General features: G+C 63.7%; 21 protein-coding genes and 2 rRNA genes. 11 read left to right on the forward strand and 12 right to left on the reverse strand.

The genetic code is table 11. From position 1 onward, the window contains the following. Positions 1-46 precede the first annotated feature (46 nt). Both P5W99_RS17675 and rrf read left to right on the forward strand, forming a co-directional pair. Positions 47-2,926, forward strand: a 23S ribosomal RNA gene (locus P5W99_RS17675). Positions 2,927-3,095: 169 nt separating this feature from the next. After that, a 5S ribosomal RNA gene (rrf, locus tag P5W99_RS17680) occupies positions 3,096-3,209 on the forward strand. 147 nt (positions 3,210-3,356) lie between these two features. Here rrf and P5W99_RS17685 read toward each other — a convergent pair. Next, complete coding sequence (locus tag P5W99_RS17685; protein ID WP_421026479.1) at positions 3,357-4,364, reverse strand: LysR family transcriptional regulator; 1,008 nt, start codon at positions 4,362-4,364, stop codon at positions 3,357-3,359. A 202-nt stretch (positions 4,365-4,566) separates the two neighbouring features. Between P5W99_RS17685 and P5W99_RS17690 the strand changes: the two genes are divergently transcribed. The 3 genes from P5W99_RS17690 to P5W99_RS17700 all read left to right on the forward strand — a co-directional run bounded on the left by P5W99_RS17690 (position 4,567) and on the right by P5W99_RS17700 (position 8,852). Next, on the forward strand, positions 4,567-6,789 hold the full coding sequence (locus P5W99_RS17690) for an FUSC family protein (protein WP_434664039.1): 2,223 nt from the start codon (positions 4,567-4,569) through the stop codon (positions 6,787-6,789). A 139-nt stretch (positions 6,790-6,928) separates the two neighbouring features. After that, complete coding sequence (locus P5W99_RS17695; RefSeq protein WP_421026481.1) at positions 6,929-7,132, forward strand: hypothetical protein; 204 nt, start codon at positions 6,929-6,931, stop codon at positions 7,130-7,132. Between the two features lie 190 nt (positions 7,133-7,322). Continuing rightward, positions 7,323-8,852, forward strand: coding sequence for an acetyl-CoA hydrolase/transferase family protein (locus P5W99_RS17700; RefSeq protein WP_421026482.1), 1,530 nt, complete (start codon positions 7,323-7,325; stop codon positions 8,850-8,852). 69 nt (positions 8,853-8,921) lie between these two features. Here P5W99_RS17700 and P5W99_RS17705 read toward each other — a convergent pair whose 3' ends face one another. Continuing rightward, the gene (locus P5W99_RS17705) at positions 8,922-9,173 is read right to left on the reverse strand and encodes a GlsB/YeaQ/YmgE family stress response membrane protein (RefSeq protein WP_035533039.1); all 252 of its coding nucleotides are present in this window, start codon (positions 9,171-9,173) and stop codon (positions 8,922-8,924) included. Positions 9,174-9,488: 315 nt separating this feature from the next. On the opposite strand from P5W99_RS17705, the gene P5W99_RS17710 reads away from it, so the two are divergent. The 4 genes from P5W99_RS17710 to P5W99_RS17725 are packed head-to-tail and all read left to right on the forward strand — an operon-like array spanning position 9,489 to position 13,054. Continuing rightward, positions 9,489-10,517 carry a LysR family transcriptional regulator gene (locus P5W99_RS17710; protein ID WP_421045593.1) on the forward strand — a complete coding sequence of 343 codons (1,029 nt, stop codon included), beginning with the start codon at positions 9,489-9,491 and terminating at the stop codon, positions 10,515-10,517. A 25-nt stretch (positions 10,518-10,542) separates the two neighbouring features. Next, positions 10,543-10,899, forward strand: coding sequence for a hypothetical protein (locus P5W99_RS17715; protein WP_421026484.1), 357 nt, complete (start codon positions 10,543-10,545; stop codon positions 10,897-10,899). A gap of 2 nt (positions 10,900-10,901) precedes the next feature. Further along, complete coding sequence (locus P5W99_RS17720) at positions 10,902-11,600, forward strand: heavy metal response regulator transcription factor (protein ID WP_421026485.1); 699 nt, start codon at positions 10,902-10,904, stop codon at positions 11,598-11,600. Continuing rightward, positions 11,597-13,054, forward strand: a complete 1,458-nt coding sequence (locus tag P5W99_RS17725) for a heavy metal sensor histidine kinase (protein WP_421026486.1) — start codon at positions 11,597-11,599, stop codon at positions 13,052-13,054. The genes P5W99_RS17720 and P5W99_RS17725 overlap by 4 nt, the downstream gene beginning before the upstream one ends. 54 nt (positions 13,055-13,108) lie before the next feature. Here the strand turns inward: P5W99_RS17725 and P5W99_RS17730 are convergent, their stop codons facing one another. Both P5W99_RS17730 and P5W99_RS17735 read right to left on the reverse strand, forming a co-directional pair. Next, positions 13,109-14,203 (reverse strand): AI-2E family transporter, encoded by a 1,095-nt coding sequence (locus P5W99_RS17730; RefSeq protein WP_421026487.1) that lies wholly within the window; start codon positions 14,201-14,203, stop codon positions 13,109-13,111. 32 nt (positions 14,204-14,235) lie between these two features. Further along, positions 14,236-15,393, reverse strand: a complete 1,158-nt coding sequence (locus tag P5W99_RS17735; RefSeq protein ID WP_421026488.1) for a metallophosphoesterase — start codon at positions 15,391-15,393, stop codon at positions 14,236-14,238. 452 nt (positions 15,394-15,845) lie between these two features. Here P5W99_RS17735 and P5W99_RS17740 point away from each other — a divergent pair, with 452 nt between their 5' ends. Together P5W99_RS17740 and P5W99_RS17745 are read left to right on the forward strand one after the other, a co-directional pair. After that, on the forward strand, positions 15,846-16,169 hold the full coding sequence (locus P5W99_RS17740; RefSeq protein WP_421026489.1) for a hypothetical protein: 324 nt from the start codon (positions 15,846-15,848) through the stop codon (positions 16,167-16,169). A gap of 5 nt (positions 16,170-16,174) precedes the next feature. After that, entirely contained in the window at positions 16,175-16,774 is a 600-nt protein-coding gene (locus P5W99_RS17745; RefSeq protein ID WP_421026490.1) for an alpha-ketoglutarate-dependent dioxygenase AlkB family protein, read from the forward strand. Positions 16,775-16,914: 140 nt separating this feature from the next. On the opposite strand, the gene mdcH is transcribed toward P5W99_RS17745, so the two are convergent. The 8 genes from mdcH to P5W99_RS17785 are packed head-to-tail and all read right to left on the reverse strand — an operon-like array spanning position 16,915 to position 24,037. Further along, positions 16,915-17,871: a malonate decarboxylase subunit epsilon gene (gene mdcH / locus P5W99_RS17750; RefSeq protein WP_434664046.1), complete on the reverse strand. Its 957-nt coding sequence runs from the start codon at positions 17,869-17,871 to the stop codon at positions 16,915-16,917. Beyond that, positions 17,868-18,554 (reverse strand): malonate decarboxylase holo-ACP synthase, encoded by a 687-nt coding sequence (locus P5W99_RS17755; RefSeq protein WP_434664049.1) that lies wholly within the window; start codon positions 18,552-18,554, stop codon positions 17,868-17,870. Before P5W99_RS17755 ends, mdcH begins: the two co-directional genes overlap by 4 nt. Next, entirely contained in the window at positions 18,554-19,375 is an 822-nt protein-coding gene (mdcE, locus tag P5W99_RS17760; RefSeq protein ID WP_421026493.1) for a biotin-independent malonate decarboxylase subunit gamma, read from the reverse strand. The genes P5W99_RS17755 and mdcE overlap by 1 nt, the downstream gene beginning before the upstream one ends. Then, entirely contained in the window at positions 19,372-20,241 is an 870-nt protein-coding gene (locus P5W99_RS17765; RefSeq protein ID WP_421026494.1) for a biotin-independent malonate decarboxylase subunit beta, read from the reverse strand. The genes mdcE and P5W99_RS17765 overlap by 4 nt, the downstream gene beginning before the upstream one ends. Then, a complete protein-coding gene (locus P5W99_RS17770; RefSeq protein ID WP_421026495.1) occupies positions 20,238-20,552 on the reverse strand; it encodes a malonate decarboxylase subunit delta in 315 nt (104 codons plus the stop codon). Before P5W99_RS17770 ends, P5W99_RS17765 begins: the two co-directional genes overlap by 4 nt. Beyond that, positions 20,540-21,511 (reverse strand): triphosphoribosyl-dephospho-CoA synthase, encoded by a 972-nt coding sequence (locus P5W99_RS17775; RefSeq protein WP_434664053.1) that lies wholly within the window; start codon positions 21,509-21,511, stop codon positions 20,540-20,542. Before P5W99_RS17775 ends, P5W99_RS17770 begins: the two co-directional genes overlap by 13 nt. A 5-nt stretch (positions 21,512-21,516) precedes the next feature. Beyond that, positions 21,517-23,208 (reverse strand): malonate decarboxylase subunit alpha, encoded by a 1,692-nt coding sequence (gene mdcA, locus P5W99_RS17780; protein WP_421026497.1) that lies wholly within the window; start codon positions 23,206-23,208, stop codon positions 21,517-21,519. Further along, positions 23,192-24,037: a GntR family transcriptional regulator gene (locus tag P5W99_RS17785; protein ID WP_434664056.1), complete on the reverse strand. Its 846-nt coding sequence runs from the start codon at positions 24,035-24,037 to the stop codon at positions 23,192-23,194. The genes mdcA and P5W99_RS17785 overlap by 17 nt, the downstream gene beginning before the upstream one ends. Between the last annotated feature and the right edge of the window lie 52 nt (positions 24,038-24,089).

Genomic DNA, 24,089 nt, shown 5'->3' on the forward strand with positions numbered 1-24,089 from the left:
AAAACTCAGCCTGTAGCGAGTGAGTCGAGAGACGCACCCGTTATAGGGTCAAGCGAACAAGTGCATGTGGTGGATGCCTTGGCGATCACAGGCGATGAAGGACGCGGTAGCCTGCGAAAAGCTCCGGGGAGCTGGCAAACAAGCTTTGATCCGGAGATGTCCGAATGGGGAAACCCACTCCGAATGGAGTATCCGTGACTGAATACATAGGTCACGTGAAGCGAACGCGGCGAACTGAAACATCTAAGTAGCCGCAGGAAAAGAAATCAACCGAGATTCCCAGAGTAGTGGCGAGCGAAATGGGATCAGCCTGCATTCTTTATCTGTACCGTTAGTCGAACGCTCTGGAAAGTGCGGCCATAGCAGGTGATAGCCCTGTAGACGAAAACGGAATGGAAGAACTAGGGATGCGACAAGTAGGGCGGGACACGTGAAATCCTGTCTGAAGATGGGGGGACCATCCTCCAAGGCTAAATACTCGTGATCGACCGATAGTGAACCAGTACCGTGAGGGAAAGGCGAAAAGAACCCCGGGAGGGGAGTGAAACAGATCCTGAAACCGCATGCATACAAACAGTCGGAGCCTCGCAAGGGGTGACGGCGTACCTTTTGTATAATGGGTCAGCGACTTACATTCAGTGGCAAGCTTAACCGAATAGGGCAGGCGTAGCGAAAGCGAGTCCGAACAGGGCGATTAGTCGCTGGGTGTAGACCCGAAACCAGGTGATCTATCCATGGCCAGGTTGAAGGCACGGTAACACGTGCTGGAGGACCGAACCCACTAACGTTGAAAAGTTAGGGGATGAGCTGTGGATAGGGGTGAAAGGCTAAACAAACCTGGAAATAGCTGGTTCTCTCCGAAAACTATTTAGGTAGTGCCTCGTGTATCACCTTCGGGGGTAGAGCACTGTCATGGTTGATGGGTCCATTGCGGATTACGTCGCCATAGCAAACTCCGAATACCGAAGAGTGCAATCACGGGAGACAGACATCGGGTGCTAACGTCCGGTGTCAAGAGGGAAACAACCCAGACCGCCAGCTAAGGTCCCCAAATATGGCTAAGTGGGAAACGAAGTGGGAAGGCTAAAACAGTCAGGAGGTTGGCTTAGAAGCAGCCACCCTTTAAAGAAAGCGTAATAGCTCACTGATCGAGTCGTCCTGCGCGGAAGATGTAACGGGGCTAAGCCATATACCGAAGCTGCGGATGCACATTTATGTGCATGGTAGGAGAGCGTTCTGTAAGCCTGCGAAGGTGCACTGGAAAGTGTGCTGGAGGTATCAGAAGTGCGAATGCTGACATGAGTAGCGATAAAGGGGGTGAAAGGCCCCCTCGCCGTAAGCCCAAGGTTTCCTACGCAACGTTCATCGGCGTAGGGTGAGTCGGCCCCTAAGGCGAGGCAGAAATGCGTAGCTGATGGGAAGCAGGTCAATATTCCTGCACTAGTGTTGAATGCGATGGGGGGACGGATCGCGGAAGGTTGTCCGGGTGTTGGAAGTCCCGGTCGCTGCATTGGAGAAGGCGCTTTGGCAAATCCGGGCGCGTAATTCAAGGGTGTGGCGCGAGCTTCTTCGGAAGCGAAGCAACTGGAAGGGGTTCCAGGAAAAGCCTCTAAGCTTCAGTTCAACATTAACCGTACCGCAAACCGACACAGGTGGGCGAGATGAGTATTCTAAGGCGCTTGAGAGAACTCGGGAGAAGGAACTCGGCAAATTGGTACCGTAACTTCGGGATAAGGTACGCCCTGGTAGCTTGAGGAGCCTGCGCTCCGAGGGTGAAGGGGTTGCAATAAACTGGTGGCTGCGACTGTTTAATAAAAACACAGCACTCTGCAAACACGAAAGTGGACGTATAGGGTGTGACGCCTGCCCGGTGCCGGAAGATTAAATGATGGGGTGCAAGCTCTTGATTGAAGTCCCGGTAAACGGCGGCCGTAACTATAACGGTCCTAAGGTAGCGAAATTCCTTGTCGGGTAAGTTCCGACCTGCACGAATGGCGTAACGATGGCCACACTGTCTCCTCCCGAGACTCAGCGAAGTTGAAGTGTTTGTGATGATGCAATCTCCCCGCGGCTAGACGGAAAGACCCCATGAACCTTTACTGTAGCTTTGCATTGGACTTTGAACCGGTTTGTGTAGGATAGGTGGGAGGCTGTGAAGTGTGGACGCCAGTCTGCATGGAGCCGTCCTTGAAATACCACCCTGATCTGTTTGAGGTTCTAACCTTGGCCCGTGATCCGGGTCGGGGACAGTGCATGGTAGGCAGTTTGACTGGGGCGGTCTCCTCCCAAAGTGTAACGGAGGAGTACGAAGGTACGCTAGGTACGGTCGGAAATCGTGCTGATAGTGCAATGGCATAAGCGTGCTTGACTGCGAGACTGACAAGTCGAGCAGGTGCGAAAGCAGGTCATAGTGATCCGGTGGTTCTGTATGGAAGGGCCATCGCTCAACGGATAAAAGGTACTCTGGGGATAACAGGCTGATACCGCCCAAGAGTTCATATCGACGGCGGTGTTTGGCACCTCGATGTCGGCTCATCTCATCCTGGGGCTGTAGCCGGTCCCAAGGGTATGGCTGTTCGCCATTTAAAGAGGTACGTGAGCTGGGTTTAAAACGTCGTGAGACAGTTTGGTCCCTATCTGCCGTGGGCGCTGGAAGTTTGAGGGGGCCTGCTCCTAGTACGAGAGGACCGGAGTGGACGAACCTCTGGTGTACCGGTTGTCACGCCAGTGGCATTGCCGGGTAGCTATGTTCGGAAGAGATAACCGCTGAAAGCATCTAAGCGGGAAACTCGCCTCAAGATGAGACTTCCCCGGGGACTTGATCCCCTTGAAGGGTCGTTCGAGACCAGGACGTTGATAGGTCAGGTGTGGAAGCGCAGTAATGCGTTAAGCTAACTGATACTAATTGCCCGTAAGGCTTGATCCTATAACAGGTGTGTCTTCCTCCCGGTGTGGAGTGAAGGACGCGCAGGTTGAGAGATCGGTGTTGTGCCGGAAACAACACAACCCCAAGAAACAGCACCTCTTTACGCTTCTTCCCGATTGGCTGTGGCGCCAGGTTCACCCAAACCCGTGCGACGCAGCAACCCGTCATGCCTGATGACCATAGCGAGCTGGTCCCACCCCTTCCCATCCCGAACAGGACCGTGAAACAGCTCCACGCCGATGATAGTGCGGATTGCCCGTGTGAAAGTAGGTAATCGTCAGGCTCCTCATGCAGTATGTCCAGAACCCCGGTGACTCCGAATGAGCGCCGGGGTTCTGGCGTTTGCGTGCGTGGAAAATAGAAAAACAGCCGTCGCATGGACGGCTGTTTTGCATACGGCATTCGAATCACCATGCCGAAAAACGGCGCTTCAATGCACCGCTTTAGTCGGATGCGCTGCGGATTGCGCATCGGGGGTCGAAATTGCGGCAGCATCGGCAAGCTGTTCCCGCGTGAGTTCCTCGAGCAATGCCATATCGCGAGCGATCACCTGCGGGAGATGCGCACGCAGGAATTCCACCCAAGTCTTGGTCTTTGCATCCACGAATTTGCGTGACGGATACAGCGCATACACGTGGTTCTTCTGCAGGATGTGCTGGGGCAGCACACGCACGAGCGTGCCGTTGCGCAATCCCTCTATTGCCGCATACACCGGCAACATGCCAATGCCCATTCCCTCACGGATCGCCACTGCAAGCGACTCGGCGATGTTCACCTGAACAGGTCCGTCCACCTGCATCTCGACGCTGCCTTCCGGGCCTTCGAGCACCCATTCATGTGCGGGCGCGGTCGGCGTCTTGAGAATCAGGCAGTCATGATGCGCGAGGTCCGCAGGCGTGCGCGGCGCACCGTGCGTATGCACATAAGCAGGCGACGCACACAGGATGCTGCACGACGAACCTAGTTGGTGCGAGACGAGATCGGAGTTCGGCAGCGAAGCTGCGGTCACCACCGATACATCACTGCTGCCCTCGAACAGATCGGGCATGCGCTGCGAAAGCGTAAGCTCGACCGTCACTTCAGGGTGCAAGGCGCGATAGCGCGAGATCGCGGGCAGCACGTACTGTTGCCCGATGCTCGCGAAGCTGTGCATACGCAATGCGCCAGCAGGACGCTCGTGGGCGCAACTGGCTTCTTCCTCGGCGCTGTCCACGTCCGCGAGAATCTGCGAGCAGCGTTTCAGATAGCGTTCGCCGGCGGGCGTGAGTGCGAGCCGGCGCGTCGAGCGGTTCAGCAGGCGCGTGCGCAAATGCGCTTCCAGTTCCGAGACCGCGCGCGACATCGCACCGGTGGTCGAATCGAGCGACTGAGCCGCGGCGGTGAAACTGCCGGCTTCGACAACGCGGACAAACACCCGCATATTTTGTAGCGTATCCATCAGACCTTCTTCGAGAACTTCTTGTTTGACACGAAAACGATATTGTCCGCCTCGCGGACGCCGGCATTGTTGAGTGATCTGGAACGGATGTTCCCCGCCCGTCCCGTTAATTCGCTCAACTGAGGCTCCTACAATCGGCGCCTGCCGACTCAATTCGCGACGGCATTCTTCGTAACAATCCGAGCGTAGCGCGCTGTTTTAAATGAACCGCCAGCCAGCGATACATCGAGCGATTGCCCCGCGTCGCCGCGGCGAAATCATATGGCGAGCCGCACGGCGCGGCCTGAGAGACTGGCAGGGCAGCCATGGCGCGATCTGGCTGCATCTGCTGAAAACAGTCATGGCGGGATTGCTTGCCTTGGGCATTGCGATGCGGCTCGATTTGCCCCAACCGCGCATTGCAATGACGACTGTGTTCGTGTTGATGCAACCGCTTTCCGGCATGGTGTTCGCGAAGAGCGTCTACCGCATCGTGGGCACCGCGGTAGGCATGGTCGCAGCGGTGGTGCTGGGGGCCGTCTTTATCCAGCAACCCGAGCTCTACATACTCGGGATGACAGGGTGGGTGGCCGCGTGTACCGCAGCCGCGATGCGTAATCGTCATTTTCGTTGGTACGCTTTCGTGCTGGCAGGCTATACCGCGGCGCTGATCGGCATTCCGCTCGTGACGCAGCCCAATGGGCTGTTTCTCGCGGCGCTTGGGCGCGGAGCCGAAGTGGCCGTGGGAATCCTTTGCTCGGGGATGGTCAGCGCCGTTATCGTGCCCCGGCAATCGGGCTCGCTGCTCGAGCGCACTTTACGCGCTCGCTATATCGATTTTACTGCGTTCGCTGCGCTTGTGTTGTCCGGCAGTCTGGAAAGAGGCGTGTTTGAAGGGCGATTCGCGAGACTCGTCGATGAGATCGTTGGCTTCGAGGCCACGCGCGCTTTCTCATTTTTTGAGGATCCGACGATGCGCGCGCACAGCCAGTTGCTCGCGCGTCTGAACGGCGAGTTCATGGACGTCTGCGCGCGCCTGCACGCGCTGCGGCAGTTGAAACGGCGTCTGCGCAAGAATAACGAAGCCATCGCACCACTTACGCCGTATTTCAGCGAGCTTGCGGCGCTGCTTGCGCAACGTCCTCGTCAGGGCGAAGCCGATCGTGCATACGCATTGCGTATCGAGCAAGACCTTGCGTCGTTCATGCGCACACTGCCACGCCGCGTGCGCGAAACACGGCGGCCGCTTGAAACGGGCGCGCCCGATGCGCTGCAAGACTTCGACAGCTCCGCTGAGCTGATCTACCGCTTCACGGCTGAAATAGCCCGTTATAGCAGTACGTGGGCGTCGCTCACGCAGGCAGGTCTGCCGCCCGAGCCGCGCATGACGCGCTATGTGCCGCGTACGAGCTGGTACGTGGTGGGATTCACCTTCATGCGCACGGCAGTGGTGGTGGCGGCGCTCGGCTGGTTCTGGGTGGAGACTGACTGGCCGAGTGGCGGCCTCGCGATGATCGCCGCCGCGCTCACCTGCGCGCTCACATCGTCGGCGCCGCGCGCCACGCGCATGGCGTTTCAGATGGCGGCGGGCGCGGGCTGCGCCGCGCTCGTCGGCTATCTGCTCACCTGCTACGTGTATCCAAACGTCGATGGCTTTCCACTGCTTTGCGTCGCGCTCGCGCCGTTGCTAGCACTGGGAGCGTACTTTGCGACGCGTCCGTGCATCGCTGGCTTCGGCGTCGGATTCTCGGTGTTTCTCTGCCTGCTCGCCGGTCCCGACAACGTCATCGTCTATACGCCCGATCTGCTGATCAATAACGGGGTCGCGGTCGTGCTGGCGATGATCGTGGCCGCGCTTGCGTTTGCCGTGGTTTTTCCGCCGCACATGAGTTGGCTCGTCGAGCGCATGTGCGTGGCGTTGCGCGCTCAGGTTCAGCTCGCCTGCCGTGGCGAGCTGCAGGGCCTCGGCCAGCAGTTCCAGTCGGGCACGCACGACCTGATGCACCAGTTGCGGCTGCTGCTCAATGGCCGCAAGCAGGCACACCGGCGCGCGTTGCGCTGGATGCTGATCACGCTCGAGGTGGGGCATGCCGTGATCGATTTGCGACACGAGGCGCAACGCGCCACGTGGCTCGATATGGCCGGGCGCGGATGGCAAGCGGGCCTCGACCAGGTGCTCGACGATATTGCGCGCCTTTTCGAGGACCCGGGCGCCGCGCCGCTGAAGCGTGCGCTTGCATCGGTGCGAGCGGCCACCCGGATCACTCAGGAAGCGCTTCCGGGCGTTCGCCATGATCGTGAGCGCAGGCACGACGCGCAGCGGATCCTGAGCCATCTGCATTTCATTCACAGCGCGCTCATCGACCGCGATGCACCATTGGCCGCGCTCGCGCGCCAGGCACGCGGCCGTCGTTCCCGTCGCTCATTCCACACAAAAACACCTTGAACCAGCAATCTGGACGGCAGGTACGCGATCTTGCTGCAGTCTGGAAATATGCCTTCCATCTCGACCTCTTAATCGTTCCGGATCCGAGTCATATAGTCACATCGCTGCTTCGCAGTAACCGTTAGCACTGGAGAGTGAAATGAAGTCCCTGAAGTTCGCTGTTGTTGCCTGTTCGTTGTTCGCCGCCGCCTCCGCCTTTGCACAGAATGCAGCATCGGACGCGAGCGTCCCTCAACAGGCCGCGCAAAGCGCAGCGCAGCCTGTCAATCAGATCGCAAAGCCGGCAAAGAAAGACGAATGCGTCGGTCCGGCCAGCTTTTGCAACCTCTATTTCGGTAGCTGAGATCGAGTGACTGCCCGCCATGAATGAGCGAGGCGCTAGCTTGAATTCCTTGCCGCGGCGCCTTCGCATGAGGTTCCGCGGCTTTGCGCATGGTGGCTGCAAAAGGGTATTGCAGAAGCCGTAAAGCAACGCCACCGAAACGAGACCTGCGAAGGGCACGTGGCATTTCCGGTAGTTAGTGGAGACTTTGATGTACGAAGACCGTATTCGTTGTGCCGCGTTGCGCGGGAAAATCACTTCGGCTGCCGAGGCGGCAAAACTCGTGCGCAACGGCATGCGTGTCGGCGCGAGCGGCTTCACGCGCGCAGGCGACACGAAGGCCGTGCCCATCGAGCTGGCGCGCCGCGCGCGCGAAGAGCAGGAGCCGCTGCGCATCACGCTGATGACGGGCGCCTCGCTCGGTCATGACGTGGACCGCATGCTGACCGAAGCCGGTGTGCTCGAGCGCCGCTTGCCGTTCCAGGTGGACACCACACTGCGCCGCGCCATCAATCGCGGCGAAGTCATGTTCGTCGATCAGCACCTCTCCGAGACCGTTGAGATGCTGCGCGCGAACCTGCTCGGCAAGCTCGATCTCGCGATCATCGAGGCCGCTGCGATCACAGAAACGGGCGGCATCGTCCCCACGACCTCGGTGGGCAACTCGGCGAGCTTCGCGATTCTCGCCGAGAAGGTGATCGTCGAGCTCAATCTCGCCCAGCCGCTTGCGCTCGAAGGCCTGCACGACGTGTGGATTCCGGGCCGCCGTCCGCATCGCGACCCGCTGCCGATCCTGCATCCGCACGATCGCGTGGGCACGTCCATCATCGATATTCCAGCGGAGAAGATCGCCGCCATCGTCATCACGAACGAAGCAGACAGCCCTTCGACCGTGCTGCCGGCGGACGAAGAAACCGCTCGCATCGCGGGCCACCTCATCGAGTTTTTGCAACACGAAGTGAAGCACGGCCGCATGAGTGCGCAGTTGCCGCCGCTGCAGGCCGGCATCGGCACGATCGCGAATGCGGTGCTCTCGGGCTTCGTGGATTCGCCATTCGAAGCGCTTACGATGTACTCCGAAGTACTTCAGGATTCCACCTTCGACCTCATCGATGCTGGCAAGATGGTATTCGCCTCGGGGGCGTCCATGACGCTCTCGGCGCCGCGCCAGGCTCAGGTGCTCGCCGATCTCGACCGCTATCGCGACAAGCTCGTGCTGCGTCCGCAGGAAGTGAGCAACCATCCGGAAGTGATTCGGCGCCTCGGACTCATCGCGCTGAACACGGCGCTCGAATGCGACATCTATGGCAACGTGAATTCCACGCACGTGGGCGGCACGCACATGATGAACGGCATTGGCGGCTCGGGCGATTTCGCACGCAATGCCTCGTGCGCGATCTTCGCAACCAAGGCCATTGCTAAGGACGGCCGCATCTCCAGCATCGTGCCGATGGTGCCACACGTCGACCACAACGAGCACGATGTGGATGTGATCGTCACCGAGCAGGGCCTGGCGGACTTGCGTGGCCTCGCGCCGCGCGAGCGCGCGAAGCTGATTATCGATCGCTGCGCGCATCCGCTCTATCGCGAACTGCTGCGCGACTATCATGACGACGCGCTGAAGATCGGCGGCCAGACGCCGCACAATCTCGCCAGGGCCTATGAAATGCACCTGCGCTTCAACGAGACCGGTTCAATGCTTCCTGATCGAACGGGTGGTCTCGTCGCCAGCGGCGCATAAGCATCAAAGCGAAAAAAAGCGGGAGCACCAGCGATGGTGCTCCCGCTTTTTATTGGCGATCGCAAATTGCTACGCTCTTCGGAACAGCCTGATGATGAAGAGCAGGATGACCGCGCCGACAATGGCCGTAATGATCGAGCTGATCATGCCGCCGCCGATGTGGATCCCGAGCAGGCCCGCCAGCCAGCCGCCGATAAATGCCCCGACGATCCCGACAATGATATCGACGATCAAACCGAAGCCGCCGCCCTTGACGAGCAGCCCGGCAAGCCAGCCAGCGACTGCGCCGATGATGAGCCACGCGATGATGCCGTGTTGCATATGGAGGACCTCTCTCGTTGGTGTGAAGAATGAAACTCAACGAAGTGGAGCTTAGTTCATGGATGGGGTCGAGTCCATGAAACGTGGCCAGAATTGACAGTTCTTGTCGTCCGCGGCGGAGCGTTTCAAAAACTGCAACGAAAGCGAAATGTATTCGTAAGCGAGCACGTCTTCGCTCGTTAGGCCCTGAATGTCTCAGGCGCGGAAGAATGCGGCTTGCCAAGCTGGCGCGGCTGCCATGTACGGGTCAGCATGGGGTCACGGCCTGGCAGTGAGACTGGCGCTATCGATGATGGAATGGGCCAGGAGTCGCGTATGGATACGCTGCGCAATATGCGGGTCTTCGTGAGGGTAGTGGAATCGGGCAGCTTCACGCGTGCTGCAGTGAGCGAGTCGATGACGACCGCGCAGGTTTCGCGCGCGGTCACGGACCTGGAGTCGCGGCTGCGCGCGCGTCTGTTGAACCGCACCACGCGGCGCATGTCGCTGACCGAGGCGGGCGAGCGCTATCTGCAAAGTTGCAGGCGCATTCTCGCCGATATCGAACAGGCGGAATCCGAAGCGGCCGACGCGCAGGGGAATCCGGCGGGCAAGCTGCGCGTCTATGGCGGCACGAGTTTCGGTCAGCATTATGTAATGCCGTTGATCGCGCGCTACCAGCAGCATTTGCCCGATGTCGCCGTTGATTTGACCATCGCTCAGCAGATGCCCGACATCATCGAGGAAGGCTTCGACGTGGCGGTGGTGGTGGCAGCCGAGCTCGGGGATTCGGCGCTGATTTCGCAGCAACTGGGCAGCACCGCGGCCATTCTGTGCGCGTCGCCTGCATATCTGGATATGCGCGGCGAGCCGCGCTCGTTCGACGATCTCGGCGCGCACACCTGCCTGCATCTGACCGATGCGAGCCTGCCCGCGGGCCAATGGGTCTCGGAGGGGCCGCACGGAGAAACGTTCCGCCATACCGGCGTGACGCCTTTCCAGGTGAACAATCCCGAAGCGCTCGCGCTTGCCATACGCGAAGGCATGGGCATTGGTCCGCTGCCGGTGCCGGTGGCGCTGCCGGGTCTCGCCGACGGCTCGCTCGTGCGCGTGCTGCCCACGCATCGTCTGCAAAAGCTCAACATCTACGCGCTCTATGCCTCGCGCCGCTATCTGGACGCGAAGATCCGCACGTTCGTAGAGTTCCTGCGCGAGAAGGTGCCGGCAGTGCTGGCCGAGCAGGAAACATCGCTTGCGGCCTGCGATGTGCCGCAACGTCAGCGCGCTACGGCGCGCGCGCGTTTGCGCGAGGCGCGCCAGGCGCGCGACATGCATGAAGTCGAGCACTTGCGGCTCGTGAACTGAGCAGCATGCGTCACCCATCGAAGACATGAGCCAATCGGAGCAGCAATCGTCTTCCGCCATAGCAGCGAGCAGCGGGCACGACATCGATCTACCCGGGCGTGCGCGGGCCGGCGAGCGTGCGTGCGTCGCGGCGATCGTCGTCGCCGTGATGCTGTGCGTCGGCGCGACACGCACGATCGTCGCGAACGTGATCGACGTGATGAATGCGCGCCATCCGGCCAGCCTCACGCAGCAGCAGCCGCTTGCCAGCGAGCGCAAGGAGGCGCAGATTCATGGTCTGCAGCCTGCTACGACGGTTTATCTGGCGCGGGTGCCCGGCGGCGCCTGTAGCGCGGGCCCTTGCCGCGAAGCGCCGTCCGGCGCGCCGCGAAGAGGAGGATGACGATGAAAGTATTGGTGATCGAGGATGAGCGCAAGGTCGTGGATTACCTGCGCAACGGATTGAGCGAGCAGGGCTGGGTTGTCGACGTGGCGATGGATGGCGAAGAGGGCGCGTGGATGGCGACCGAGTACGACTTCGACGTGATCGTGCTCGACGTGATGCTGCCGAAGCTCGACGGTTTCGGCGTGCTGCGCGCGGTGCGCGCGAAGAAGGACACGCCGGTGATCATGCTGACCGCGCGCGACCGCGTGGACGACCGTGTGCATGGTTTGCGCGACGGCGCCGACGACTATCTGACCAAGCCGTTCTCGTTTCTCGAACTCGTCGAGCGTCTGCGCGCGCTCACGCGCCGCGCGCGGGTCCAGGAGTCCACGCTCGTCGCCGTGGGCGATCTTCAGGTGGACCTCATCAGCCGCCGCGCGACGCGCGACGGCGTGCGGCTCGATCTCACCGCGAAGGAGTTTCAACTGCTCTCGGTGCTCGCGCGGCGGCACGGCGAGATTCTCTCGAAGACGCTCATCACCGAGCTCGTGTGGGACGTGAATTTCGAGAGCAATGCCAATGTGGTGGAAACCGCCATCAAGCGGCTGCGCGCAAAACTCGACGGCCCGCACGCGTCCAAGCTGCTGCATACGATACGCGGCATGGGTTACGTGCTCGAAATGCGCGAGGCACGCGAAGACGGAGGCCAGGTGTCATGAAGCGCTCGATCTCGCTGCGGCTTTCGGCGATGTTCGCGGCGGTCTCGCTGATCGTATTTACGCTCACCGGCACGGGGCTGTTTTTGCTTATGCAGCATCAGCTCTTCAACGAGCTGCGCGAAACGCTCGACGCGCGGGCGCGCATCGCGGGCCTGATTGTTGCGCACGCATCGGATGTGAAGAAATGGGCGTTTGTGCAGGAGAAACTGCACGACCTTTCGCCCGTGGACAGTCGCATGCACTACTACGTAGACGCCGCCGATCCGCGCTTTCGCTTTGGCGCACCCATCGCGGGCAAAGTCACCGGAGATGTCGGTCCGGATTATCGGCTCGTGCGGCCGGCGAGCTACAACTACGACCTGATCGTCACGAGCATGACGGTGCCCGCGAACGGCGAGCGCCCCGAAGTGAAACTCGTGGTGGCGAGCGATTGCATGCGCACGGAAAGCATGTTGCGGCGCTTCGGCATGGCGCTCGGCGTGCTGATCGTGCTTTCGACCATCGCGGTAGCGCTGCTGAGCCGCGCCGTCACGCGCTTCGGTCTTGCGCCGCTTACGCGGCTCTCCCACGAGGCGGCGCAACTGAGTCCCTCGAACCGTCGCCAGCGGCTGCATGCCGGCGAGCTGCCCGAGGAACTGCATGAACTGGCCACCTCGTTCAATGGCGCGCTGGAGCGGCTCGACAAGGCCTACGAGCGACTCGAATCGTTCAACGCCGACGTCGCACACGAACTGCGCACGCCCGTGAGCATCCTGATTGGCCAGACCCAGGTGGCGCTCACGCGCGACCGCTCGGTTGCGCAGTTGCAGCATACGCTGCAATCAAATCTTGAGGAATTCGAACGATTGCGTGTGATCGTCAACGACATGCTGTTCCTTTCGCGCAGCGATCGTGGCGAGCGCGCGACCGAACTCACGGAGGTTTCGCTGCGGGCCGAAGTCGAGCGCATGCTGGAGTTCCTGGAGATTCCACTGGAAGAGGCGCAGTTGAGCGTGCAGGTCAGGGGCGATGCGCGCGCGTGGGTCAATACCTCGCTGATAGGCCGCGCAATGAGCAATCTGTTCGTGAACGCGATCCAGCACTCGCCGCTCGGAACCGTGCTGCAGTCGACTATCGCGCCGCAGGACGGTCACGTCGAAATCGCCGTATCGAATCCTGGCGAGCCGCTCGACCCGGTAGTGCGCGAACATATTTTCGACCGCTTCTATCGCATTCAGGAAGCGCGCTCGAATAGCCACGAGAACCACGGTCTCGGGCTTTCCATCGTCAAGGCGGTAGCCGAGATGCACGGCGGCGCGGTATTCGTGCGCAGTGCGAATGGTGTCAATACGTTTGGTTTCTCGGTGGCCGCGCATGCGGGTGCAGCGATGGGCGATGCGGCGGGTAGTGCATCCGATGCATCGGATGCCGCGCGCCAGGGGCGCGCGGGGGTGCCGTTGCACGTGTCTTCGTGAGCCAGCGGCGCGTGCGCTTCGCGCCGCCAGACGTTAGATGTTAGACGTCTGGCGCTAGACCGGATCGTCATCCGCCGGCTGGCTGACAACGCCGTCGTGGTGGTGCTGGTCGCGGCGCAGCAGGTCCCAGCAACTGATGAAGAGCGCGGCAATCAGCGGTCCGATCACGAAGCCGTTGATGCCCATGAGCGAGATGCCGCCCAGCGTGGAAATGAGCACGACCCAGTCGGGCAGGCGCGTGTCCTTGCCCACCAGCACCGGCCGCAGCACATTGTCCACGGTGCCGATCACGAGCACGCCGAACAGCGTGAGGCCGATGCCTTTGGCGAGCGCGCCGGTCGAGATGAAGTAGAGCGCAATGGGCACCCACACGAGCGCCGCGCCTACGGCCGGCAGCAGCGACAGCAGCATCATCACGAAGCCCCACAGCAGCGCGCCCTGAATCCCCAGCACCCAGAGGGCGATACCGCCCAGCGTGCCCTGCACGAACGCCACGGCCACATTGCCCTTCACGGTCGCGCGAATCACGGTCGTGAACTTGCGGATCAGATGCTGCTTGTGCGATTCGTCGAGCGGAATTGCGTCGCGCACGAGCCGGGAAATCTCGCGGCCGTCACGCACGAGAAAGAAGAACATGTAGAGCATCACGCAAAAGCTCACCATGAACTGCACCGTGATTTGCCCGACGCTCAGCGCGCGCGTGGCGATGAACTGGCTGATTTGCGCGGCGCCCGCGGAAAGGCGCTGCTGAAGGCCAGGCAGATCCATCAGGTCGTAGCGTGCGAGCAACCCTTGCAGCGACTGCGGCAGCGCATGCACGATCTGGCTGAAGTACGCACCGAAGTCGAGATTGCCCGAGCGCACCTGCGCATAGGCGTAGCTCACCTGCTGGATCAGCGTGCCCGCCACGAGCGTGAGCGGGAAGATCACGATGACGAGACAGATCGTCAGCGTGATGAGCGCGGCGAGATTGCGCCGCCGCCCGAGGCGCGCAACGATGCGGCGCTGCACGGGCTGGAAGATCAGCGCGAGTATCGCGCCCCACAGCACGGTGCTGAAAAACGGCGCGAGCACGAAGCACAGCGCAATCGAGACGACGAAGAGCAGCAGGTAGAACGCGGTCTGGTGGAGGTGCTTGTTGCCATCCATGAGCAGTGAATTCCTTTGTGTTCCGGTCAGGCTCAGCGAACGCCGACGAGCCGCACGCGCGTGATTTCCGAAGGTGCGCCGAGCCGCTTGGGCGGCCCCCAGTAGCCCGTGCCGCGGCTCGTGTAGACCCACAGTCCGCCGAGTTTTTCGAGGCCGGCAGTGAACGGCTGCTGCAGCCGCACGAGAAAATTCCACGGGAAAATCTGCCCGCCGTGCGTATGGCCCGACAACTGCAGCGTGTAGCCCGCATCGGCGGCGGCATGCGCGGTGCGCGGCTGATGGGCGAGCAGGACGCGCGTGTTCACGTCGGCCGGCGCGCCGCGCAAGGCGCCCTGCGGATCGCTGCGATGCGCGGGATCGAAGTTGCCTCCGGTGTAGTCGGTCACGCCCGCGAGCACGAGCTGCGCGCCGCCGTGCTCGATCACCACGTGCTGGTTCATCAGCACCGTGAGGCCGATGCGCCGGAACTCGGCGACCCACGCATCGGCTCCCGAGTAGTACTCATGATTGCCCGTGACAAGATAGACGCCGTAATTCGCCACAAGCCGTCCGAGCGGCGCGGTGTGATTCGAGAGGTGCTGCACGCTGCCGTCCACGACATCGCCCGTGATGGCCACCACGTCGGCGTCGAGCTGGTTCACGGCGCGCACGATTGCATCCACATAGTCGTGCTTGATGGTGGGCCCGACGTGGATGTCGCTCAACTGCACGATCGTGAAGCCGTCGAGCGCGGCGGGCAGCCCGCGGATCGGCACCTCGACGTCGCGCACGCGCGCGCGACGCCGCGCATTGAAAAAGCCAAATGCGCTCGAGCAGAACGCGAGCGCGACGACAACAGCGGCGCTGCCCGTGCGCCAGTGCGCGAGGTCGATGCTGTGAGGCCAGATCGAATCGATGGTCATGAGCGAAGCGAGCACGAGATCGCGCGCGATCGTCAGCATGAGCAGCGACGAGAAAAATCCCATCGCGAGCATGCCGGTCCATGCGAGACGGTCGCCGAGCGGCTGACGCTTGAAACGGCGCGCGAGCATGCCGGGCGGAATCGCCGCCACGGAGAGCACGAGCCACAGCGTGGCGAGCCACTTGCCCGTGGCGGGCACAGGCAGGTCGGGAATCAGCCGGAAGCCGACATAGACGTGCAATAGCACGCCTATGGAAATGAAGCGGAGCAGAAACGAAAGTCGGGGCATGTCGGGCCGATGGGTGGCGCAGGCAACCGGTGCAGATAACCTGCGCAGGTAACGAGGTTGGACAACTCAGTCCCACGGAGCGGGAAGCGCGGAAACCGGCTGCGCCGCAATGCGCGACTGACCGCGCGCTCCGCATGGCCCGCTACACCGTTTGTGCGGATGCGCCGCTCGCGCATTCGTCGCATTTTACCGGCAGTGAAGGGTTCGTGCCGGGGCGTTGCGGGGCGCGGCTTCGGCGCATTGCAGCAACGCACGCCCCATGTACGCACGGCGGTCCGGCGAGTCGAGTGTGGCGCTGCGGCATAACCCTGGATTGCCAACCTCGGGCCGCCGTCGCACTATTTTCTCGAGGGCCCGTGAACGCTATTAAACGTTCATTGAAGTGGCCTGGCCGATGGACTATGCTCGAATCGAGGCCCGTGCGGTTTCGGGCGCTCTGGGGGAGACGGGTCATGAAAATTACCAGGCCGAACGTGCAAGGGCTTCATGGTCGTCATGTGAGTTACGAGGGTAGCCACGTCATGCTGCCAATGGTCGTGCTGTCGATCATGGCCGTGGCGCTGTACTTCGCGGTGCGGCGCGTCGACATCCTCGAACTCGGCCGCAGCGCGCTATTCGACATCGTGATGGTGTTCGTCGCGCTGGGCATCGCGGGGTTCTTCGGCGTGGTGGGGGCGTGGTTGCGCTCGCGCACGACCGATGAACCGCCCGAAGGCTTTTGTTTCGCCGGCGCGCTCATTGGCGCGCTGGTGTTCTATATCGCGTTGTTGACCTGAGGCTGATGTTCGATCTCTTCGACGATACCCCGCAACCCGACGTCGACTGGCATCCCGCGTGGCTCGCGCCCACGGCGGCGGCCGAGTGGCTTGCGCGCGTCGTCGCCGAAACGGATTGGCGCCAGGAGCGCATCCGTACGCCGGGCGGTTGGGTCGACCAGCCGCGTTTGACCGCATGGCAGGGCGATCCCGGCGCCATCTATATCTATTCAGGAATCCGCAATGTGCCGCAGCCGTGGACGCCGGCCGTGGCCGAACTGCGCGACGCGATTGCCGAGCTTTGCGGCGTGCGCTTCAACAGCGTGCTGCTCAACCGCTACCGCAGCGGCACCGACAGCATGGGCTGGCACGCCGACCACGAACCCGAACTCGGCCCGCAGCCCGTGATTGCCTCGCTGAGCCTCGGCGCAACGCGGCGCTTCGACTTGCGCCACAACGCGACCGGTGTGACACGCTCGTTCCAGCTTGCGGGCGGCAGTCTGCTCGTGATGCGCGGCAAGACGCAGGCGCAGTGGCGTCACCGGGTGCCCAAGGAACCTGCGAGCGGCGGCGAGCGGGTGAATCTGACGTTCCGTGTGGTGATGCCGGAATTGCGTAAAAAGTAGGCGATTTGATGTGTGTTGCAGTGAATTCTGCGCTGTTTGGCAGAATTTGCGCTGTCAGAAAATATAGCGCTAAAAATAAAATTCGACTTTATGCGCATAAATATATTATTCGCGGATTTACAGCGATAGCCTGCACATCCTCAATCCACGCCCAGGCGCCGCCGCACCGTGGCCGCGAGCCGGTCGAGCGGTAGCGTCGCCGCGCTCAATGTCGCGACTTCCGGGTAATGCTCACGGGCGATGTCGGTGAGCACCTGGCCGGGCGGCGCTTCGACCAGCACGGTCGCCCCCGATTCGATCATGACCGTGAGCGCGTCGTACCAGCGCACCGTATAACGCATGTTGGTGGCGAGGTCGGCGCGAATCGCATCGCCGTCATGGAGCGGGCGGCCGCCGCGATTGTCGACGTAGACGCCTTCGGGCGAGCGAACCGGAATGTCGCGCGACCACGCCACGAGCCGTTCCGTGGCGTCGGCCAATAGTTCGCAATGCGAAGGGACGGAAACGGCCAACCGCTGAACTTTGCGTGCTCCCGCCGCGAGCGCGCGCGTGGCGAACGCTTCGAGCGCGGCGTCGGCCCCGGCCACGACGATCTGGCGCGGCGCGTTGACGTTGGCCACATAGACGTGCGCGTCGCTGGCCCGCGCGGCGCTGTCCTGCGTGGGTGCAGTTTTGTTAGCGAGCGCCTCCACCTGCGTCTCGCTGAGCCCCGAGACTGCCGCAAGGCCATAGCCCGCCGGCCAGGCGGACTCCATCAGCTCAGCGCGCTTTTGCACCATGCGCAGCGCGTCGGCGAAGTCGAGCGCGCCGCAGCACACGGCAGCGGGATACGCGCCCACCGAGAGGCCGGCGCTGAACTGCGGCGTCAATCCCGCTTGGGCGAGTGCGCGGGCGTGCGCCACGCCAGCCACCACGAGACCGATTTGCACCGCCACCGTGGATTGCAAGGCCTGTGCGCTATCGAGCGCGAGGATGTCGAGGCCGAGCGTCGCCGAGGCTTCGTCGAGCGTGGCGCGCACGACCTCGTGCTCGGGCAGCCGGTGCAGGTAACCGGGACTTTGCGCGCCCTGGCCGGGAAAGAGGCAGGCGAAACTCATGATGTTTGCCACGGATCGGCGACGAGGCGCGCGCCGTCGCTCGCGCGCGCGAGCACGCGCGCCTTGCCGGACGTCCACTGCGCGAGTTCGGCGAGCGCGACGCCACCCGCCGGCGTTTCCAGCTGAGCGTCCACGCGTGTGCCGGCGTGCTGCGCGGCGCGTGCGAGTGTAGCGGCGAGCGCTGCGATCGTTGCTGCATTGCTGCGTCGGGGCATGCGGATCAGCAGGTCAAGATCGCTGGATTCCGTAGGTGTGTGGACCTGCGTGGCCAATTCGAACCCCGCGCTGCCGGTCGGTCCCCAGACGAAGTCGCGCAGCGGGCCTGGGGCTTCGCGCAGCGACGCAAGGGCCACGAATGCCGCTAACGCCACGCGTTCTGGCGAGGGGGCTATTGCGAGCAGCGATTCGGGCGATACAGACGATTCGATATCCTCAGCATTGACCCATGTGCCGAAGCGCTCCGCACGCGTGCCGCCGCGCAAGCCCGCCGCCACGAAGCCCGGTGCCGCCTGAGCGCGGCGCACGACGGCGAACGGCGCGCGCGCGAAGGCTTCCGGCACCCAGGTGGGCTCGTCTGACACGGGTGCGAGGCGCGCGAGCCGCAGCAGATCGTGCGGGCGCCAGCGCGATTCGTCCGTGCATGGCGTGTCGGGCGCGAACGGCGGTGCGGCGCACAGTCGCATCAGCTGGCGTCCCACTGTTGCGCGAGCCGCTTGCGCACTTCGATCGATGCCGCGCGCGTGTGTTGCGCCGCTTCACCCTGAAGACGATGCGCGAGACCACTGCGGTCGTTGCGGGCTTCGCGCACCCTGCGCGCAAGCACTTCGCGCACGCGCGCGATTTGGGCGTCGTCTGGCGCGTCGGCGTCGACGCCCGCGATCAATTCGTCCAGTAGCCCGAGCTTCGCGAACGAGGCCATCGAGTACGACATCGGCACGATCTTCTCGCCGAGTGCGTCGAGGTCTTCTACGCTGCGCCGCGTGACGCGCGCGGCGGCCTCCTTGCCCATCGCGTGCACCATCGTGCCGGGCGCATCGAGTGCGACGATGCGATTGGCCTGATAGCCATGCGCGAGGAACGCGCCCGACATGGCGGGACCGACGATCAGCGCCACCACGGGATGCCCCGCGAGGCGCGCGCTCGCATAGGCGTCCACGGCGGCCGCGCAGGCGAGGTGGATGCCGAGCATCTCTTCGCGATAGCCATACGCCTGGCTCTTCACATCGACGATCGCGACGATCGGGCGGCGCGTACCGCTGGCGGCGTCTTCGTCGATCGCGCCACGCACGGCCTGTGCGAGACGCCAGCCCTGTTCGAGGCCCACCACGTTGTCGCGCGCGCGGGGAAAACGGTTGTCGGGGTCGGGCGCGACGGTGATGAAGCGCGCCGTCTCGCCATCGAGCGGTGCATCGGCATAGGGCACGCAGTGCGCACTCGCATCGTTCGGCGCACCTGCGAGTGCGCGCAGCCACAGCGCGCCCCGGCTCAAGTTCGTCTCGCTCATGCGGGCTCTCCGTGTGTTTGGGACGATGGCGTTTCGAACATCGCGCCCATGGTGTCGGGCGCGATGCTAGCGGGACCGATCCGCGCGAGCTTCGCGAGCGTGGCGTCGACCTGCACGGTGCGGTGCGCTTGCGGTATGCCGCGTGCGAACGCGGCGCGCACGGCGGCGCGCACGTCGTCGACGGCGTCGTCCACGAGCGCATCGGCATAACCGGTGCGTGCACGCTGCTCGCCGCCGATCAACTGCCACACGTGGCGGCGATCGCTCGAATCGAGTTCCTCGATGCCGGCTTCCTGCTCGATCACTTCAGGGCCGTTCATGCCGAGACGTCCTTGCTTCGTCATCACGAGAGACGAGCACAGTGCCGCCGCGAGCGACATGCCGCCGAAGCAGCCGACCATGCCCGCGATCACGCCGACCACGGGCACATGGCGGCGCAGCGCGACGATCGCCGACTGGATCTCGGCAATTACGGCGAGGCCGAGATTGGCCTCCTGCAAACGCACGCCGCCGGTCTCGAACAGCACGACGGGGCGCACGATCGTGCCGCGTTCGCAGTCGGCGAGTGCGAGCTCGAGCGCAGCGGCGATCTTGCTGCCCGACACCTCGCCGATGCTGCCGCCCTGGAACGCCGATTCGATCGCGCAGACCACGGCGGGCTCGCCGTCGAGCGTGCCGCGCGCGATCACGGCGCCGTCGTCGGCCTGGCAGACGATGCCCTGCAGCGGGAGCCAGGGCGACTCGATGCGGTCGAACGGGCCGAGCAGTTCGCGGAAGCTGCCTTTGTCGAGCACGGCGGCGGCGCGCTCGCGCGCGGAGAGTTCGATGAAGCTCTCGCGCAGCAGGGTCTGGATGCCTGCGCTCATGCCTTGTCTCCTTGCGTGCTGTCCTGCGCGGCTTCCACGGCTTCGGCGAGACGCAGCGCCACGACGCCGGGCGTCGCGCCGAAGTCGTTGATCTCGATGAGCGCCGCGCCGTCGTAGCGCGTGAAGAAGCGATCGAGCACGCTCTTCCAGATATGGCCGTAGCCGTCCACGCTCGTATGCACGACCACGCGCGCCTGCATGTCGCCGGCGGGCTGCAGCAACACTTCGAGATCGCCCGAGCCCACCACGCCCACGTGGGCGCGCGTCGTCACGGCGCGCTGCGCCGGATAGTCGAATGTCAGTTGTTCCATGAAACCGTCCTCCCGCCGATGCGGTGGTGAACCAGTCTGTCGATGAAGAGCGTCGCGGCGAGCAGATCGGCCGCGCCGCCCGGTGATGCATTGAGCGCGAGCAGCGCGCGTTCGAGCGCGTCGAACGCGGCGCGGCCCGCGCGCGTGGCGATGCCGCCCGCGTCGCGCACGCGCTGCGCGCCCGCCTGCGCGGCCTCACGGCCCGCGAGGCCGGCGCGGTGCAGCACGCAGGTGTCGTCGAGCGAAGCCATGATGGCGAGCAGGGCGTCCACGCGCGCCGCCGCTTCGTCGCGCCCTTGTGCGCGCGCCGCGTGGAGCGCAGGCAGACCCACGCGAATCACGTGCGGAAAGCCGTCTTGAGCCTCGCGCCGCGCGCCGCCTACGTGGTAGCGCTGGCGCACGCGTTCGCCGTTGCTTTGCGTGGGCTGCCGCACGGTGGGCGCGAGCAGGTCGTCGAAACGCGCGATGCGTGCCGCCGTTTCGGCAATCTGCGCAGCATGCGGTGCGAACGCGTCCATGTCGTTCTGCGGCGTATGCGAAATCGTTGCGCCAGCAACCAGCAAGCCAACGATCCAGATTGCGCCGCGATGCGCATTGCTGCCGCCGGTCGCGCGCATCATTGCGGCTTCGCCGGCCCGGCCAATGCGTGCGAGATCGGTGCGCAGCGCGTGGCCTGGTGTCGCGCCGCGCGCAGCGCGCGCGAGCGCCTCGAAGGTGGGTTCGAGCGCATGCGCGGAACGCAGCATCGTCGCGAGATCGAGATCGACGTGTGCGCCGCTGCCGCGCGCGTCCACGAGCGCGGGCTTGGGCGTGAGGCGCGCTTCCTCGATCAGCGCATCGCGTGCGAAGCGCGCGAGTTGCGCGTCGGGCATGAGCGCGGCCGAGCACGCGCTGCGTGGCGTCGCGCCATACGAGGCCGCAGCGCCTTCGGCCAGCCGGTCCAGGGAGAGCGTGCGCATCGCGCTCACCAGCTGCGAAAGCGTGCGGGCGGCGTATAGAGCCCACCCGACCACGTCACGAGATCGTCGATGCTGCGCGCCGCGAGCAGCGAGCGTTTCGCGTCGCCGCGACGGATGCCGAGATCTTCGGGAAACTGAACGATGCCGCGGCGGCGCAGTTCCTCGGTCTTCTGCGGCTGCGCGCGCAGGCCGATGGGCGTCACGCCCGCGACCGCCGCGAGCGCGGCGCGCCGCTCGTCGATGCCTTCCGCGCGATGCAGATGCACGATGCCTTCCTCGGTCACGACATGGCTCACGTCGTCGCCGTAGATCATCACGGGCGCGATCGGCATGCCGCTTTTCTCGCCCACGGCGATGGCGTCGAGTTCGTCCACGAAGGTCGGCTCGCCGCCTTTCTTCCACGTTTCCACGAGTTGCACGACCAGCTTGTGGCCCCGCGCAATCGATGCCTGCGGGCCGTCCGATTTGAGCAGCTTGAGCCACGCGTCGCTCGCGTGGCGGCGCCCGCGCGGATCGTGGCCCATGTTCGGCGCGCCGCCGAAGCCGGCCAGCCGCCCGCGCGTGACGGTGGACGAGTTCGCGTCGGCGTCGATCTGCAGCGTCGAGCCGATGAAGAGGTCGACGCCATACTGGCCCGCGAGCTGGCACAGCACGCGGTTCGAGCGCAGGCTGCCGTCGCTGCCGGTGAAGAACACGTCGGGGCGCGCGGCGATGTACGCCTCCATGCCCACCTCGCTGCCGAAGCAATGAATGCTCTCGACCCAGCCCGACTCGATGGCGGGAATCAGCGTGGGATGCGGATTGAGCGTCCAGTTGCGGCAGATCTTGCCCTTCAGGCCCAGCGACTCGCCATAGGTGGGCAGCAGCAGTTCGATCGCGGCAGTGTCGAAGCCAATGCCGTGATTGAGCGAGGTGATGTTGTACGGCGCGTAGATGCCCTTGATGGCCATCATCGCGGTGAGCACCTGCAAGTCGCCGATATGGCGCGGATCGCGGGTGAACAGCGGCTCGACCGCGAAGGGCCGGTCGGCCTGCACGACCACGTCCACCCACGATCCGGGAATGTCCACGCGCGGCAGCTCATCGACGATTTCGTTCACCTGAACGATCACGATGCCCTGGCTGAAGGCGGCGGCCTCGGCAATCGTGGGCGTGTCCTCGGTGTTCGGGCCCGTGTACAGGTTGCCGTGGCGGTCGGCCTTTTCCGCGCACAGCAGCGCGACCTGCGGAATCAGGTCGACGAACATGCGCGCGTAAAGCTCTACGTAGGTATGGATCGCGCCCACTTCGAGCCGGCCGTCTTCGAGCAGCTGCGCGACGCGCAGGCTCTGCGGACCCGCGAATGAGAAGTCCACGCGGTGCGCGATGCCGCGCTCGAACAGCGTCAGATGTTCCGGGCGGCTGATGCTCGAAATCAGCAGATGCACGTTGTTGAGTTTCGCGGGATCGGCTTTGGCGAACGAGCGCGAGAGAAAGTCGGCCTGCTTCTGGTTATCGCCTTCGAGGGCGACGCGGTCGCCGGGGCGGATCAGCAGTTCTAGCGCTTCGGTCGTTCGCGCGGCGGGCAGGATGCCGTCTTCGAGCCAGCCCGCAATGGCGGCGAGGCGGCGAGCCTTTTCATCGCGGCGCGTGGTCCACGAGCGCGGCGCCGCATTGGCAAGATCGGGCGAAGTGAGCGTTTCAGCTTGAGGCTTCATCGGGAGTTCGGCTCCGTGAGCGGGGTGTTGCGGGAGAGGCAGAAGAAGCGCGGGCGCGCTGTTTTTTGGCGGCCGGCTGCGCCGCTGCGCGCTCGGTGAGGAAACGGTAGATCAATTCGCCCGTGCCGAGCAGATGCGCGGCCACGAGCGCCTGCGCGGCGGGGATGTCGCGGCGCTGCACGGCGTCGAGGATCTCGGTGTGCTCGGCATCCGATTCGCCCTTGTAGGCGGGAAAGCCGAATTTCAGGCGCAAATAGCGCTCGCCGCGGCGATGCAGGGTGGCGAGCATCTCCATCAGTTGAGGGCGGCCGGCGGGCGCGTAGAGGCTCATATGGAAGGCCTCGTTGCGCGCCACGTAGAGCGACGGATCGCGCTCGCGCGAGGCCGCGGCGGCCAGCGCGCTCACTTCGCGCAGCGTGGCCTCTGTGTGATGCGGAATCGCGAGCCCGAGCGCGAGGCTCTCAAGCGCCGAGCGGATCTCGTAGATCTCGCGCGCTTCGTCGCGTGAGAGCGAGGCGACGCATGCACCCTTGTTGACCTCGATTCTTGCCCAGCCCTCGCTCGCGAGTTGGCGCAGCGCCTCGCGCACGGGAATGGCGCTCACCGAAAAGTGGCGCGCGATCGCGTCCTGACGCAGCGGTGCGTCGGGCGCGAGCGTGCCCTCGACAATGGCGGTGCGCAAGGCATCCGCGATCATGCGCGACGTGCTGGTGCGCGGCGCCGCTGCTCCCGGCAGGCCCGGCAATCCTTGCGGGGCGGGCTGCATGGGGGGCTGTGGGGCAGCCTCGGCGCTACCTTCCAGGGGAAAACCATCCGTTGCGTGGCTCATGAGATCAAATATTATATATAAAACGATGACCTTGAAAGTCTGGGAAACCCGA

Origin of the sequence: Paraburkholderia sp. A3BS-1L (genome assembly GCF_051125215.1) — a bacterium.
Lineage (GTDB): Bacteria > Pseudomonadota > Gammaproteobacteria > Burkholderiales > Burkholderiaceae > Paraburkholderia.